The sequence below is a fragment of the Amycolatopsis sp. NPDC005961 genome (genome assembly GCF_040629235.1).
In the GTDB taxonomy this organism is placed as follows: Bacteria; Actinomycetota; Actinomycetes; order Mycobacteriales; family Pseudonocardiaceae; genus Amycolatopsis; species Amycolatopsis camponoti.
Genome location: NZ_JBEXVF010000032.1, coordinates 36,659 through 51,509 on the forward strand (window position 1 = coordinate 36,659; position 14,851 = coordinate 51,509).

Consider the following 14,851-nt stretch of genomic DNA (forward strand, 5'->3'; position numbering starts at 1 on the left):
CAGGCGGAGCCATGCTGGGACCGGATCGGTTACCGGGGCACAAGAGCCAGTGGGAGTGCGTGGGCATGAGCGGTGAGCGGATTTCGATCGTGGGTATCGGCCTCCGGTACCCGGACGCGAGTTCCCCGGACGAGCTCTGGGAGAACGTGCTGGCCGGCCGGCGGGCGTTCCGCCGGCTGCCCGACGAGCGGATGAACCGGGCGGACTACTACTCGCCCGACCCGAAGGCGCCGGACCGGTTCTACGCCCAGAACGCGGCGGTCCTGCGGGACTACGAGTTCGACCGCGTCGCGCACAAGGTCGCGGGCAGCACCTTCCGGGCCACCGACACGACGCACTGGCTCGCGCTCGAGGTCGCCGAGCAGGCCCTCGCCGACGCCGGGTTCCCCGAGGGTGAAGGAGCGCCGAAGACGGCCACGGGCGTGGTCATCGGCAACAGCCTCACCGGTGAGTTCTCCCGCGCCAACGTGCTGCGGCTGCGCTGGCCCTTCGTCCGGCGCACGGTCGCCGCGGCGCTGGCCGAGCGCGGCTGGGCCGACGACGAGACGGCCGACTTCCTGCGGGAGCTGGAAGTCCAGTACAAGGAGCCGTTCCCGGAGATCAACGAGGACACCCTGGCCGGCGGCCTGGCCAACACCATCGCCGGCCGCGTCTGCAACTACTTCGACTTCGCCGGCGGCGGTTACACCGTGGACGGCGCCTGCTCGTCTTCGCTGCTGTCGGTGGTCAGCTCCGCGAACGCGCTGGCCCAAGGCGACCTCGACGTGGCCATCGCCGGTGGCGTCGACCTCTCGATCGACCCGTTCGAGGTGATCGGCTTCGCCAAGACCGGGGCGCTCGCCAAGCGCGAGATGAAGGTCTACGACGCCGACTCGAACGGCTTCTGGCCGGGCGAAGGCTCGGGCATGCTCGTGCTGATGCGCGAAGCCGACGCGATCGAGCAGGGCAAGCGGATCTACGCCACCGTCGCCGGCTGGGGCATCTCCTCCGACGGCAAGGGCGGCATCACGCGGCCCGAGGCTGCCGGCCACCAGCTGGCCCTGAAGCGCGCTTACGCCCGTGCGGGCTACGGCGTCGAGACCGTGTCGTACTTCGAGGGGCACGGCACCGGCACCGCGCTGGGTGACGCCACGGAGATCGAGGCGCTCTCCGGCGCCCGCCGGGAGGCGGACCCGCTGGCCAAGCCGGCCGCGCTGTCCACGATCAAGGGCAACATCGGGCACACCAAGGCCGCCGCCGGCGTCGCCGGGCTGATCAAGGCCACGCTGTCGGTCTACCACCAGGTGATCCCGCCGGCGACCGGGCACTACGTGCCGCACGAGTCGCTGACCGGTGATTCCGCCCGCATGTACGTCCCGCGTGAAGCCACGCTCTGGCCGTCGGACCAGCCGGTGCGCGCCGGGGTGTCCGCGATGGGCTTCGGCGGGATCAACTCGCACGTCACGGTGGCCGAGGCGCCGAACGCGGCGCGCCGCGCCGACCTGGACGAGCGTTCCCGCAAGCTGGTCGCCGGCCGCCAGGACGCCGAACTGCTGCTGTTCGACGCCGACGACGTCGCCACCCTGCGCGGCCGGATCGCCGCGCTGCTGGAACTGGTGCCCAAGCTGTCCTTCGCCGAGCTGACCGACCTGGCCGGCTCGCTGGCCGGGGAACTGTCGGGCAAGCCGGTCCGGGCCGCCGTCGTCGCGGCCAACCCCGAGCAGGCCGAGCGGAAGCTGACCCGGCTGCTCGAACTGCTCGAGGAGGGCCCGTCGGTCTTCGACGCGGCCGACGGCATCTTCGCGAGCTCGCGCCCGTCGGCGCCGAAGATCGGGTTCCTGTTCCCCGGTCAGGGTTCGGGCCGGGGTGGCGACAGTGCGCTGCGCCGGAGGTTCGCCACGGCTGCCGAGATCCACGACGCGGCGGCCCTGCCGGTGACCGGCGACCAGGTCGCCACAGAGGTGGCGCAGCCGCGGATTGTCACCGGCTCGCTCGCCGGGCTGCGCGTGCTGCGCGCGTTCGGCATCGAGGCCGACGCGGCCACCGGGCACAGCCTCGGTGAGCTGACCGCCCTGCACTGGGCCGGCGCGGTCGGCGAGCGGGATGTGCTGCAGCTGGCGAAGATCCGCGGCAAGGTGATGGCGACCGAGGTCGGCCCGGGTACCGGGGCGATGGCCAGCATCGCGGCCTCACCCGGCCGGACCGAAGAGCTCGGGCTGGGTTCGGACGTCGTCATCGCCGGTTACAACGGCCCCCAGCAGACGGTGATCTCCGGCCCGGCGGCGTCGGTCGACCGCGTGGTCGACCGGGCGAAGGCTCAGGGCGTCGGCGCGGGGCGGATCAAGGTGTCGCACGCGTTCCACTCGCCGGAGGTCGAGCCCGCGGCGACCGCGATGATCGAACGGCTCGCCGAGTTCTCCTTCGCCCGGCTCGAACGCCCGGTGGTCTCCACGGTGACCGGTGACGTTCTGCACGCCGCGGAGAACCTGCCCGAGCTGTTGCGCGACCAGATCGTGCAGCCGGTCCGGTTCCGCGAAGCGGCGGCGAAGGTCGCCGAACGCAGCGACCTGGTGATCGAAGTCGGCCCCGGCCGGGTGCTCACCGGGCTGTTCGAGGAGATCGCACCGGGCACGCCGGTGCTGGCGCTGGACACGGACAACGCCTCCCTCGCCGGGGTGCTGCGGGTGCTGGGCGCGGCGTTCGCGCTGGGCGCGCCGGTCACCGCGGAGCGGCTGTTCGCCGGCCGCGTGGTCCGGGAACTGCCCGCCGACGGGGTCTTCCGCTTCCTGGCCAGCCCCTGCGAGGCCGCGCCCGCGATCGACGCCGACCTCGCTGCCGAGCTGGCCGCCGAGCGGGCCCAGGCCACCGAGGCCGAGGCCGTGGACACCGCCGACAGCGGCAGCACCCTCGATCTGCTCCGCAAGCTCGCCGCCGAACGCGTCGAGCTGCCGCTGGAGTCGGTCACCGCCGACACCCACCCGCTCGACGACCTGCACCTGTCGTCGATCACCGTGGGCCAGCTGGTCAACGACGTCACCCGCGCGCTGGGCCGCCCGGCGCTGGAGGGCATGCCGAACTTCGCCACGGTCTGCCTCGGCGAGCTCGCCGAGATGATCGACGAACTTGCGCAGACGGCGAAGCCCGACGACGGTGCCGGCAAGGGCGAGGCGCCCGGGATCGGGCCGTGGGTCCGCCCGTTCGCGGTCGAGTACCTGCCCGCGGCCCGCCCGGCCGCGGACCTCACCGCGGGCGCCGGTTCGGCGGAGTGGCAGGTGTTCTCCACGCGGCGCAACCAGCTCGCCGAGCCGTTGCGCGCGGCGCTCGCCCGCAGCGGCGCCGGCGACGGCGTCCTGCTGTGCCTGCCCGCCGACTGCGATTCCAGCCACGTCGGGTTGTTCCTCGACGCGGCCCGGACCCTGCTGTCCGCGCCCAACGGCACGCGGTTCGTCGTGGTGCACCACGGGTACGGCGCCTCCGGCCTGGCGAAGACGCTGCGGCTGGAGGACCCTTCGGCGAAGACCACGATCGTCGACCTGGCCGACCCGACGCCCACCGACCCCGCGGCGATCGAGACGGCGGTGGCGGCGGTGGTCGCCGAAGTCGCCGCGACGACGGACTTCACCGAAGCCCGCTACGACAGCGAAGGCGGCCGCACGGTGCCGCGGCTGGTCAGCCTCCCGGCCGCACCGACCGGGCCGATCCCGGAGACCCTCGACCGCGGCGACGTGCTGCTGGTCACCGGCGGCGGCAAGGGCATCACCGCGGAGAGCGCGCTGGCGCTGGCGAAGGACTCCGGCGCGAAGCTCGCCCTCCTCGGCCGCAGCGATCCCGAGCAGGACGCCGAACTGGCCGAGAACCTCGACCGCATGGAGGCGGCCGGCGTCCGGCACCGCTACGAGCGGGCCGACGTCACCAACGCCGCGCAGGTCGCCGAGGCCGTCGCCCGGATGGAGGCCGACCTGGGCCCGATCACCGCGGTGATGCACGGCGCGGGCCGCAACGAGCCGGCCGCGTTGTTCAGCTTGACCGAGGACACCTTCCGCAAGACGCTCGCACCGAAGATCGGCGGTCTCAACGCCGTGCTCGACGCGGTCGACAAGAGCCGGATCAAGCTGCTGGTCACGTTCGGCAGCATCATCGGCCGCGCGGGCCTGCGCGGTGAAGCGCACTACTCCACGGCGAACGACTGGCTGACCGAGGCGACGCTGCGCTTCGGCCGCGAGTACCCGCAGGCGCGGGCGATCGCGCTGGAGTGGTCGGTCTGGTCCGGGGCCGGCATGGGCGAGAAGCTCGGCGTGGTCACCGCCCTGCAGCGCGACGGCATCACGCCGATCCCGCTCGACGACGGCATCGCCATCCTGCGCCGGCTGCTGTCGGACCCGGCCACCCCGCCGGTGCTGGTGATCTGCGGCCGGATGAACGGCCTGCCCACGCTGCCGATCCAGCGGCGCGAGCTGCCGTTGACCCGGTTCATCGACCGCGCGGTCGTGCACTACCCCGGCGTCGAGCTGATCACCGAGGCGGAGCTGTCCGCGGGCAGCGACCCGTACCTGGTCGACCACCTGCTCGACGGCCAGCTGCTCTTCCCGGCCGTGCTGGGCATGGAGGCGATGACGCAGGCCGCGACGGCGACGCTCGGCCGTGGTGGCACCCCGGTGCTGGAGAACGTCGAGTTCCTCCGGCCGATCATCGTCTCGCCCGGCCGGTCGACGACGATCCGGCTGGCCGCGCTGGCCCGGGACGCCGACACCGTGGACGTCGTCCTCCGCAGCGACGAAACCGGCTTCAGCGCCGACCACTTCCGTGCCCGGTTGAACTTCGCCCGCCCGGCGGAGCTCGGGGAAGCGGTGCGGCGGGACGTCCCGCTGCCGCCGGTTCCGGTGGAGCCGATCAGCGAGCTCTACGGCACGGTCCTGTTCCAGGGCAAGCGGTTCCAGCGCGTCGTCGGCTACCGGCGGGCCAGTGCCCGGCACGCGGTGGCCGAAATCGCGACCACCGCGAACGTCAACTGGTTCGCGCCGTTCCTGCCGCAGGAGCAGCTGCTCGCGGACCCGGGTACCCGGGACGCGATGATGCACGCGATCCAGTGCTGCATCCCCGACGCGACCCTGCTGCCGCAGAGCATCGAGAAGCTGTTCCTGGCCGAACCGGGCGGGCAGCACGACGAGTACGTCCTGCTCGACGCCCGCGAGCGGTACCAGGACGACGACAGCTACGTCTACGACCTCGACGTCCGCAACCCGGACGGCACCCTGGTCGAACGCTGGGAAGGGCTGATGCTGCGCGCGGTGCGCAAGCGCGACGGCGCGGGCCCGTGGGTCCCGTCGATGCTCGGGTCCCACGTGGAGCGGGCGTGCGAGCGGCTGCTCGGCGGGACGCGGTCCGTGGTCGTCGAACCGGACCCGGTGGGCAGCCCGGCCGAAGGCATCGCCGAGCGGCGGGCGCAGACGGCGCTGGCCGCGAGCCGGAGCATCGACCGCCGGCTCGAGATCCGCTACCGCCCGGACGGCAAGCCGGAATCGGACGGCGTCGAGGTGAGCGCGTCGCACACGGCGCAGCTGACCCTGGCCGTCACCGGCAGCGGGCAGCTCACCTGCGACATCGAGAGCGCGATCGAGCGCACCGACGAGGACTGGGCCGGGCTGCTCGGCGACGAGCTCGTCGCTGTCGGCCGGTTGCTGGCCGCGGACACCGGGGAGCCGCTCGCGGTGGCCAACACCCGGGTGTGGAGCGCGCTGGAATGCGTGCGCAAGACCGGCCTGATGACCCAGGCGCTCACCGTCCGCCGGGTCGAGTCCGACGGGTGGGCGCTGCTCGCCTGCGGCGGGGCCCTGATCGCGACCTGGTCGACCACGGTCAACGACCGGCCGGACCCCGTGGTCTTCGCCGTGCTCCAGGCAGAGGGGAACTGAGATGACCGACTACTACGAGATCCGCCACACGGTCGGCTTCGAAGAGACCAACATGGTGGGCAACGTCTACTACGTCAACTACGTCCGGTGGCAGGGCCGCTGCCGCGAGATGTTCCTGCTGGAGAAGGCTCCGGCGGTCCTGGCGGAGATCCGCGAAGACCTCAAGCTCTACACCCTCCGGGTGGAGTGCGAGTTCTTCGCCGAGATCACCGGGTTCGACCAGCTGTCCATCCGGATGCGCCTGGAGGAGCTGACCCAGACCCAGCTGCAGTTCACGTTCGACTACGTGCACCTGCACCCGGACGGCGAGCGGCTGGTGGCCCGCGGGCGGCAGCGGATCGCGTGCATGCGCGGGCCGAACAACGCGACCGTGCCGTCCCGGGTGCCGGAGGCGCTGCTGGAGGCGCTGAAGCCGTACACCGTGGTTTCGGCGCTCAACGGCAAGGGAGCGTGAAGTGGCCCAGGCAGGAGGAAACTCCGTCGAGCGACGGCCGCTGAAGCGGCTGCCGAAGTCGGCGGCCCGGCGGGAACTGTCGCCGCAGCCGGCCCTGCGGCAGGTGATGGCGCGGTTCGCGACCGGCGTCACGATCCTCACCGTCGGCGGGGAAGGCGCCCACGCCATGACGGCGAACGCGTTCACGTCGGTGTCGCTGGACCCGCCGCTCGTGCTCTGCTGCGTGTCGAAGGCGGCCCGGATGCACGCCTCGATCGTCGCTGCGGGCTCGTTCGCGGTGAACATCCTCGCGTCCGATCAGCAGGGCCTGTCGAAGTACTTCGCCGACTGGCGCCGGCCGGACGGGATGGCCCAGTTCGACGCGGTGAACTGCACCCTCGGCGCGCGGACCGGCGCGCCGCTGCTCACCGGGGCGCTGGCCTGGCTCGAGTGCGAAGTGGCCCAGGTGATCCAGGGCGGTGACCACTCGATCTTCCTCGGCCGGGTGGTCGCGGCCAACTCCGGGACCGGTGAGCAGGCGCTCGTCTTCTACGGCGGGGGCTACCACGACGTGGACGCCCGGGCCCGGGCGGCGTGAAGACGTCGCACAGGAGGATGCCGGTCCCGGAACGAGCCGGGGCCGGGTTGACGGAGGAGGTCTGCCCGTGACCGCCAGTGAAGCAAGGCGTCCGGAGCCCGATGCGGCACCCGTGCGGTTCGTCCCCGTGGCGAACACTCCGGACGAGGTCGTCGTCACCCACCCGATGCCGCGGCTCGGCCGGGGCATCGTGTGGTCGGACGTCGTCGCCGAGATCGAGCGCGACCGGGAAGAGCGGATGAGGGATGCCGCGTGAGCGGTCCCTCCAGCAGCGGTGCCCAGCGCGCGGACGAGACGGACGTCGTGCCCGTGCCGGCCGAGCTCCGCGCCGGGCGCCGCCTGGGCCGGAGCGAAACCGGTGACGCCCAGGTGATCGCGCTCGCCACGGCCGCCGACGCCGTGCCCGCGCCGCCGCCCGGCATGCCGTTGCTGCGGCAGCGGCGGCGTGAGCTGCGCAGGCACATCGCCGACGGGAAGCTCGACGCGGTGCGGCGCCAGCATTCGCTGGGCAAGCTCACCGCCCGGGAACGGCTCGAGTTGCTGCTGGACGAAGACTCGTTCCTGGAGCTCGAGCCGTACCGGCGGCACCGGGCCACCGGGCCGGGGGCCGCCGGGAACCGGCCGCACACCGACGGGGTCGTCACCGGCTCCGGCACCATCGACGGCCGCCGCGTGTTCGTCTACGCCCAGGACTTCACGCTCTTCGGCGGGTCCTTGGGGGAGGCGCACGCGGCGAAGATCCAGAAGGTGCTCGACCTCGCGGTCGCGACCGGCGCACCGGTGATCGGCCTGAACGACAGCGGGGGCGCGCGCATCCAGGAGGGCGTGCTCGCGCTCGACGGGTACGGCGGGATCTTCCGCCGCCAGGTCGACGCCTCCGGCGTCGTCCCGCAGATCAGCGTGATCCTCGGGCCGTGCGCCGGGGGCGCCGCCTACTCGCCGGCGCTGGCGGACTTCACGTTCATGGTGCGCGACACGGCGCGGATGTACCTGACCGGTCCCGACGTCGTCGAAGCCGTGACCGGGCGGCGCGTCAGCCACGAGGAACTCGGCGGGGCCGACGTCCACGGGTCGCATTCCGGCGTCGCCACCGTCGTGCACGACGACGAGCAGGAGTGCCTCGCCGACGTGCGGCACCTGGTTTCCCTGCTGCCGTCGAACTACCTCGAGCCGCCGCCGGCGACCGCCCCCACCGGTGCGGTGGAGGACTACCGGCCGAAGCTGGCGGGCATCGTCCCGGCCGAGCCGAACCAGCCGTACGACATGCGGGACGTGTTCGCCGAGGTCGCTGACGACGAGGAGTTCTTCGAGCTGCACGCGGGCTGGGCCCGCAACGTGCTCTGCGCGCTCGCGCGCGTCGACGGCCGGGTGGTCGGGCTCGTCGGCAACCAGCCGGTGGTGTTCGCCGGGGTGCTCGACGGGCCGGCGTCGCAGAAGGCCGCCCGGTTCGTGCGGTTCTGCGACGCTTTCGGCATCCCGCTCGTCAGCCTGGTCGACGTTCCGGGGTTCCTGCCGGGTGTCGAGCAGGAGCGCGGGGGCATCATCCGGCAGGGCGCGCAGCTGCTCCACGCCTACTGCGAAGCGACGGTGCCGCGGATCCAGGTGATCCTGCGGAAGGCGTACGGCGGCGCGTACATCGTGATGGACTCGCGGTCCATCGGGTGCGACCTTTCCCTGGCCTGGCCGACGAACGAGATCGCGGTGATGGGGGCCGAGGGCGCGGTGAACGTGCTGCACCGGCGGGACCTCGCGGCCGCGGCGGACCCGGTCGCCCTGCGCGCCCGGCTCGTCGCCGAGTACACCGAGGAATACCTCAACCCGCAGTACGCCGCCGAGCGTGGCCTGGTCGACGACATCATCGATCCGGCCGACACCCGCGCGGCGATCGCGCGGGGGCTGGCGATGCTGCAGGACAAGCGCAAGCCCGGACCCGCCCGCAAACACGGCAACCTGCCTATCTGATGGGGGTCCGCGGTGGCTGACGAGCTGGTTCTCGTTGTGCGTGGCAACGCGGACGAGGCGAGCCTGGCGGCGCTGGTGGCGGTGCTCGCCCGGCTCGCGGTGGCCCCCGCGGAAAGTCCGCCGCCGGTCGGGCGTTCGGGGTGGGCCGGTGAGTCCTGGGGGAACGGGCCCGGCGCCTGGCGGCGCTCGGCTCTGCCGCGGTGAATCGCCCTTTCGGGTAGCTGAAAGGTCGGCGGGGTTCCCGCCACCCCGAAGCCTGACTGTGACTACGGCCGGCGGCAGGTTGTCAAGGCGGGAAGCGTGCCCTGACAACCTGCCGCCGGCCGTGTTCCGGCTTCGGATCGGGGATGCGGGGGGACTGGGGTCTCGTGTTCCTGCTGTGCGCTTCCGGGCGGCGGCTGGTCATCCGCGCCGCTGTGGTTCTCGATACTCGTCCGGTCGGGTTTGCTTGGGGGTTCGCTTGTGCTGGTCAGGCGGGGTCGAGGCTGACGGTCAGCCAGGTGCTCACCCGGCGGGCTGCGGCCATGCTCGCCCAGGCCGCCAGCTCGATCAGCGCGTCGTCGCCCGGGGCGGTGGTGCGGAAAGCTTCGACCAAGCCCTCGTCCACCTGGTAGGACGCCAGCGCGATCGCCAACGCCAGGCGGCCGGCCGGGCGGTCCGCCTCGGCCAGCCCGGCCACCGCCTCCTCGAGCCACGCCCGGCTGAGGCCCGGTGCCTGGCCGTCCCATGTGGACAGACGGTCGTGCAGCAACGCGCGGACGGCCGCCGGTACCGACCGGGCGCCGGCGGCCTCCGTCGCGGCGTACGCCCGGGCGAACGCGCCGGCCACGACCGCGCTCGGACGCGCCCAGCCCAGGTCCGCCGGCAGGGGTGCGTCCGGCAGCAGCTCCAGCGAGTCGCCCGCCCGGGGGCCCGGACCGGACGGCGGCCGCAGGACGCCGCCGAGCACTCGGCGGGCCTGCGGTTTGGCCGATTCCGGCACGTGTGAGGGGAACGGCGACTCTTGCAGGAACACGTTCACCATGCGGTTGTAGTACTGGAAAGCCACGGCCACGCCGACCAGCTCGGGCGCCTGCTCCGGAGGGAACGGCGGGGCGTCCGCCGCTCCCGTCGCGGACGCACGCGCCCAGTTCTCCAGTATTGCAGTGTCCTCGGCCGCCGGGATCGCGGCGAGCGTCATGCCGTGCACGTCCACGCAGTAGGGACAGCTGTTCGCCACCGAAACGCCGGTGGCCACCGCCTCCTTGGCGGCGCGGTCGGCCACGCCCTGCGCCAGCAGGGTTTCCCGCAGGACCGACCACGCGGCGGCCATCGCCTCCGGCGCCGCCGAGTGCAGCGCGACCGGCGGGGCGAGCATGCCGAAGTCGCGCTCCACCTGCCGGTACACCTCGGCGACCAGGCCCGCGGCCCGGCGCCTTGGCACGACGCGGACGTACCGGGTGTCCCGCAGCGAGCGGCGTACGGCGAAGCGGACCAGTGCGGCGACCATCGCGGGGCTCCTTATCGCGCCGCGCGGGCGACGACGGCGCCCACGACGAAGTCGGGGTAGTCCTCGGCGATGGCGTCCACGTCCGGGAGCACCGCCACGTCGGCGAGCCCGGCCGCCTCGAACGTGGCGCGCCAGGCCGCCGGCGTCAGGAAGCCGTGCGTCGGCCGCTTCACCGGGTCGGTGATGACGTCGGTGAAGCTGTCCAGGAAGTCGAAGATGATCTCGGCGTGGATGGGCCGGGCGAGCTTCGTCGGACGCACGCACTCGGACACGACGACCGCCCCGCCCGGCTTCAGCGCCTTCGCCGCCTCGGCGACGACGAAGTCGAGGTCGGGCGCCACGTGGAAGCAGTTGACCGCGTACACCGCGTCGAACGTGCCGGGCTCGACGCCCTGCGCTTCCCAGGGCAGGGTCATGTCGATGCGGGCCGATTCGACCGTGGTCGTCGGGGAAGCGGCCGCGGCCGCCGCCTTCTCGCCGTGCCGGGCGAACGTCTCGGCGACCTCGGTGAACCGGTAGCGCTTGACGTCGGTCCCGAGCGTGCGCAGCACCTCCGCGGCGCCGCTGCCGCAGCCGCCGCCGATCTCCAGGATCTCGATCCCGCCCGCGGGCACCAGGCGGGACAGCGCTTCCGCGCCCACCTTGTTGTTGATCGAGTACAGCAGGTTGTCGTTCGAGAAGTACTTCAGCCACAACGGAAGCTGCTGCGGCGCGAAGAGGATCTCGTCGCCGGTCGCCTCGCCGGCGAAGAACTTCTTCGCCTCGTCGATCAGGGTCTGCAGGATCTCGGTGGCGACGGCGGCCCCCGGCTCGCGCGCGGCGAGCTCGGCCGCGACGTCGTCCCACACCGGGACGGCCACCGGGCCGGGGACGAACCGGCCGCCGGCGCGGGCGAGGATGCCCGAGTCCGACAGCTTCTCGTAGAGGAAGTGCAGCGGGATCGTCCGGCGCCACGGGATCGACAGCTCCTGCTTGGCCAGCTGGACCGAAATCCCGTCGGCGGACGGCAAGGCGCCGATCGACGCGAGGATGCGGTACGCCGTCGCGTCGACCAGGCGGCCGAACGTTTCGTTGGCCGCCAGGAACCGGTACGGGAAGTGCTCGCGGACGCGTTCGTCGGCGATCGCGGCGCGCAGCTTCGCGAAGTCCGCGACCTTCGGGTGCTCTTCGGGACGGCCGTAGGGGTGCTCCGCCTGGTCACTCATGTACTTCACTCACTTTCGCGACGTCGGACGGGGGGTCAGGCCGCGGAACGGCCGGCCTCCGGGAACGAGCGGACGGTCAGCGGGAGGCCGCCGCCGAGGCGCAGCGACATCATCGGCTCCGGTACCGGCGCCCGGCCGGGCACGGAGTCGAAGTGCAGCTCGCGCAGCAGCGTCGAGATGATGAAGGTGGCCTCCATCAGCCCCAGGTGGTTGCCGACGCAGAACCGGGGCCCGGCGCCGAACGGGATGTGGGCGTACCGCGGGCGGTCCGCCGGCTTGTCCGGGTCGAACCGGTCCGGGTCGAACCGCTCCGGCTCCGGCCAGTACCGCGGGTGCCGGTGCAGGGTGTACGGGCAGATCAGCACCTCGGCGCCGGCCGGCACGTGGTAGCCGCCGACTTCGTCGTCGGCCAGCGCCCGGCGCGGCAGGATCCACACCGGCGGGTTCAGCCGCATGGCCTCCTGCAGCACCATGTGCGTGTACCGCAACCGGGTCAGGTCCGCGTACTCCGGGCGGCGGTCGCCGTAGACCGCCACCGCCTCCGCGTGCAGGCGCTCCCGGACCTCCGGGTGCCTGCTCACGTGGTCCAGCGTCCAGCCGACGGTGCTCGCCGTGGTCTCGTGCCCGGCCAGCAGGAGCGTCACCAGCTCGTCGCGCATGCGGCGGTCGGCGACCCGCTTGTCGCTCTCCTGGGCGGTGGAGGCGATGAGCCGGGTCAGCACGTCGTCGCCGGCCGCGGACGGCTGGGCCTTGCGCTGCTCGACGAGGACGCCGACGACCTCCTGGAGGTGGTCGCGTGCCGAGCGGAACGCCCGCTGCCCCTTCAGCGGCAGCCACCGCGGCACCAGGCCCAGGGTCTCCATCTCGAACATGGCCTGGTCCTGGACGGCCTCGAAGGAGTGCTCGACACCGTCGAACTCGCCGAGGTCGGTGTCCAGCAGCGTGCTGCCCAGCACCCCCAGCGTGAGGGCGGTGACCTCGGTCAGCACGTCCACCGGCCGGCCGGTGTCCCGGTGCACCCGGAGCCGCTCGACGAGCTCGAGCGCCTCGTCGACGATGACGTCGGCCTGCGCGGCGATCCGCTTGTGCTGGAACACCGGCTGGATGGTGCGCCGCTGTTCCTTCCACAGCGCGCCCTCCGACGTCAGCAGCCCGTCGCCCAGCGCGCGTTTGGCCTCGGTGTAGCCGATGCCCTTGTGGTAGTTGGCCGCGTTGTCCGCGAGCACGTGCTTGGCGTGGTCCGGGTGGTTGAAGATGTAGAGCGTCTTCGGGCCGATCGCCACCCGGACCGCGTCGCCGTACTCGCGGACCGCTTCGCTCATCAGGCCCAGCCGGTCCGCCCGCAGCTTGCGCAGGATCCCCGGTGCCGCCCGGCGCGGGGGTCCCGGGGGGACGCGGCGGATGGCGCCGGTCATGCGGCGGAGGTGATCGCGGCGGGGACCGGCAGGCCGATCGGCGTCCCGGCGACCTGGTGCACCCGGGCCGCGACGAGCCGCTGGGTGAGCGCTGTGACGGCCGTGTGGTCGGCAGCCGACACCTCGGTCGTGGTCATGGTGCTTCCTTTCGGCGCGAGCGACGGAAACCGCGGGCGGCGGACGGAAAACCGGCTCGAATGGCGGGCACTCGTCTCCCGGCCGGCCCTTCCACGTTCGCACCGACGCCCGCCACCCACGTCTCCCGCAGTGCGCAGTGCCGTCGCGGTTCAGGCGGCCGTTCCGCGCGTCGGCGCCGCCGCGACCGGGCCGGGCAGCCGCGAGAGGGCCAACCGGTCCCGGGCCGAGGCGTGGGTGGTGTGGCCGGAATGCACGGCGACGTAGCGGATTTCGCCGTCGATCAGCACTTCGAGCCCGGTCCGCTCGTCGGGGGCGAACCGGGCGCCGCACGCCGCGCAGGTGCGCTGGCGGGCGGCCGCGCCGGCCGCGGACTGCGGGTGCGGGGCGGGCTTCTCGGGCATGGGGCACCTCCAGCGCGGACGCTGCTGCCGGCAGTGGGCGGTGTGCGGAACTCCGGTCCGGTCAGTGCACACCGCACGGCTTCGGTGGGACGTCTTGTGCACTGCGCAACCTTTGCGGTTCGGCGGGCCGCACGGTCGGAGATGCCGCCGCGGCCGCGTCCGGTCAGACTGGAGGCTGTGTGGGCCGGGGTGTCACCGAGCGCGGCGCGGACCAGGCCCGCGACCCGTCCCGGGTGCCCGACGCCAAGTCTGATGGGGAGGCCCGGCTGATGGCGATGCGCCTCCAGCTCACCGACGGATCCGAGTTGCTCGAAGCGTGGGCCGATTCGGCGTCACAGGCCGAGCGGAACGTCATGTACGAAGCATTGTTCGCGGTCGGAGACGGTTCCGCTTTCCTGATCTACGACATTTTCGGCGATCCGCGGGACCGGAGCAATTTCATTGTCGCGGTAAAACCGAACCTGGTTCTGAAAGTACTGCTGCGGCGCGCCGATTCGTCGTTCGAGATCCGCTACCTCGGCGCACCCGACGACGACTGCGGCGACTCGGCCGGGACCACCACGCCGGGCCGCGAGGAGCCGAGCAGCTCCGAAGGTGCTTAGTCCGAACGGGTTAGCGCGGGCGTCCGACGAGGTCGTGCCGGGCACGGACCGTCGACCGTGTATTCCTCACCTTGACGTCTCTCGCGGCATGTGAAAGCCTTTTTGCATTCGCTGGTCAGCCCGCATAACTGGGGTCTTCAACATAGGAGGCTGCACCATGTCGTCACCGGAATTGCCGGGGTTGGACGTATCCGGCCGCGTACGAGCCCGCGACATTCAGATGACCGGCGTGGCCGATCTCGGCCGCCGCGTGTTGATGATCACCGGTGCGATCGACACGACCGATCACGACGTCGCGGTCAACGTCACCCTGCCGGACGCCGGCCGCTGGCAGGTCATCAAGGCCGAAACGAACCTCACCGACCGGACCTGGGTGGCCATGCAGGCGGTGCTGGACGAGGATTCGACGTTCGTCGACGACCCCGGCAGCGCGGTGATGTCCCCGCAGTTCGCCAAGAGCTTCATGACGCCGGACCAGCGGCGGCTCACCTTCTACGACGGTGAGGTGCGCCCGGGCGAGTCCGTGCTCAAGATGTATTCGATGGAGACGAGCGGCCGCAAGCCGGGGTACTTCTACTCGCGCTACAGCCCGATCGCCACCGACAGCGCCGAGCAGTCGCAGGCGACGCTGGAGCAGCTGGTCAGCGACGGGATGCAGCAGCGGCCGGTGATCGAGCTGATCGTGCCGATCTCCGTCGTCGACTGAGCCCGGCGGGG

General features: G+C 72.4%; 13 protein-coding genes. 8 read left to right on the forward strand and 5 right to left on the reverse strand.

Annotation, left to right across the window (positions count from 1 at the left end):
- Positions 1-65: 65 nt before the first annotated feature.
- From ABZ342_RS26490 to ABZ342_RS26515, 6 genes are all read left to right on the forward strand, one after another.
- Positions 66-5,891: a type I polyketide synthase gene (locus tag ABZ342_RS26490; RefSeq protein WP_360478134.1), complete on the forward strand. Its 5,826-nt coding sequence runs from the start codon at positions 66-68 to the stop codon at positions 5,889-5,891.
- Position 5,892: 1 nt separating this feature from the next.
- The gene (locus ABZ342_RS26495; RefSeq protein ID WP_360478137.1) at positions 5,893-6,345 is read left to right on the forward strand and encodes an acyl-CoA thioesterase; all 453 of its coding nucleotides are present in this window, start codon (positions 5,893-5,895) and stop codon (positions 6,343-6,345) included.
- A 1-nt stretch (position 6,346) separates the two neighbouring features.
- Entirely contained in the window at positions 6,347-6,922 is a 576-nt protein-coding gene (locus ABZ342_RS26500; protein ID WP_360478140.1) for a flavin reductase family protein, read from the forward strand.
- A 67-nt stretch (positions 6,923-6,989) separates the two neighbouring features.
- Positions 6,990-7,178, forward strand: coding sequence for a DUF6222 family protein (locus ABZ342_RS26505; RefSeq protein WP_360478143.1), 189 nt, complete (start codon positions 6,990-6,992; stop codon positions 7,176-7,178).
- On the forward strand, positions 7,175-8,884 hold the full coding sequence (locus ABZ342_RS26510; RefSeq protein ID WP_360478146.1) for an acyl-CoA carboxylase subunit beta: 1,710 nt from the start codon (positions 7,175-7,177) through the stop codon (positions 8,882-8,884). Before ABZ342_RS26505 ends, ABZ342_RS26510 begins: the two co-directional genes overlap by 4 nt.
- Before the next feature lie 12 nt (positions 8,885-8,896).
- Complete coding sequence (locus ABZ342_RS26515; protein WP_360478150.1) at positions 8,897-9,088, forward strand: acyl-CoA carboxylase subunit epsilon; 192 nt, start codon at positions 8,897-8,899, stop codon at positions 9,086-9,088.
- 265 nt (positions 9,089-9,353) lie between these two features.
- On the opposite strand, the gene ABZ342_RS26520 is transcribed toward ABZ342_RS26515, so the two are convergent.
- The 5 genes from ABZ342_RS26520 to ABZ342_RS26540 form a co-directional block, all read right to left on the reverse strand.
- On the reverse strand, positions 9,354-10,373 hold the full coding sequence (locus tag ABZ342_RS26520) for a carboxymuconolactone decarboxylase family protein (protein ID WP_360478153.1): 1,020 nt from the start codon (positions 10,371-10,373) through the stop codon (positions 9,354-9,356).
- Positions 10,374-10,384: 11 nt separating this feature from the next.
- Positions 10,385-11,578, reverse strand: a complete 1,194-nt coding sequence (locus ABZ342_RS26525; protein WP_360478156.1) for a class I SAM-dependent methyltransferase — start codon at positions 11,576-11,578, stop codon at positions 10,385-10,387.
- A 35-nt stretch (positions 11,579-11,613) separates the two neighbouring features.
- Entirely contained in the window at positions 11,614-12,993 is a 1,380-nt protein-coding gene (locus ABZ342_RS26530; RefSeq protein ID WP_360478159.1) for a cytochrome P450, read from the reverse strand.
- The gene (locus ABZ342_RS26535; RefSeq protein ID WP_360478162.1) at positions 12,990-13,130 is read right to left on the reverse strand and encodes a hypothetical protein; all 141 of its coding nucleotides are present in this window, start codon (positions 13,128-13,130) and stop codon (positions 12,990-12,992) included. The genes ABZ342_RS26530 and ABZ342_RS26535 overlap by 4 nt, the downstream gene beginning before the upstream one ends.
- 150 nt (positions 13,131-13,280) lie before the next feature.
- Positions 13,281-13,532, reverse strand: a complete 252-nt coding sequence (locus ABZ342_RS26540) for a hypothetical protein (RefSeq protein WP_360478165.1) — start codon at positions 13,530-13,532, stop codon at positions 13,281-13,283.
- A gap of 179 nt (positions 13,533-13,711) precedes the next feature.
- On the opposite strand from ABZ342_RS26540, the gene ABZ342_RS26545 reads away from it, so the two are divergent.
- Positions 13,712-14,134, forward strand: coding sequence for a DUF6235 family protein (locus ABZ342_RS26545; RefSeq protein ID WP_360478168.1), 423 nt, complete (start codon positions 13,712-13,714; stop codon positions 14,132-14,134).
- A gap of 220 nt (positions 14,135-14,354) precedes the next feature.
- Positions 14,355-14,840, forward strand: a complete 486-nt coding sequence (locus tag ABZ342_RS26550) for a DUF6423 family protein (protein WP_360478171.1) — start codon at positions 14,355-14,357, stop codon at positions 14,838-14,840.
- Positions 14,841-14,851 lie beyond the last annotated feature (11 nt).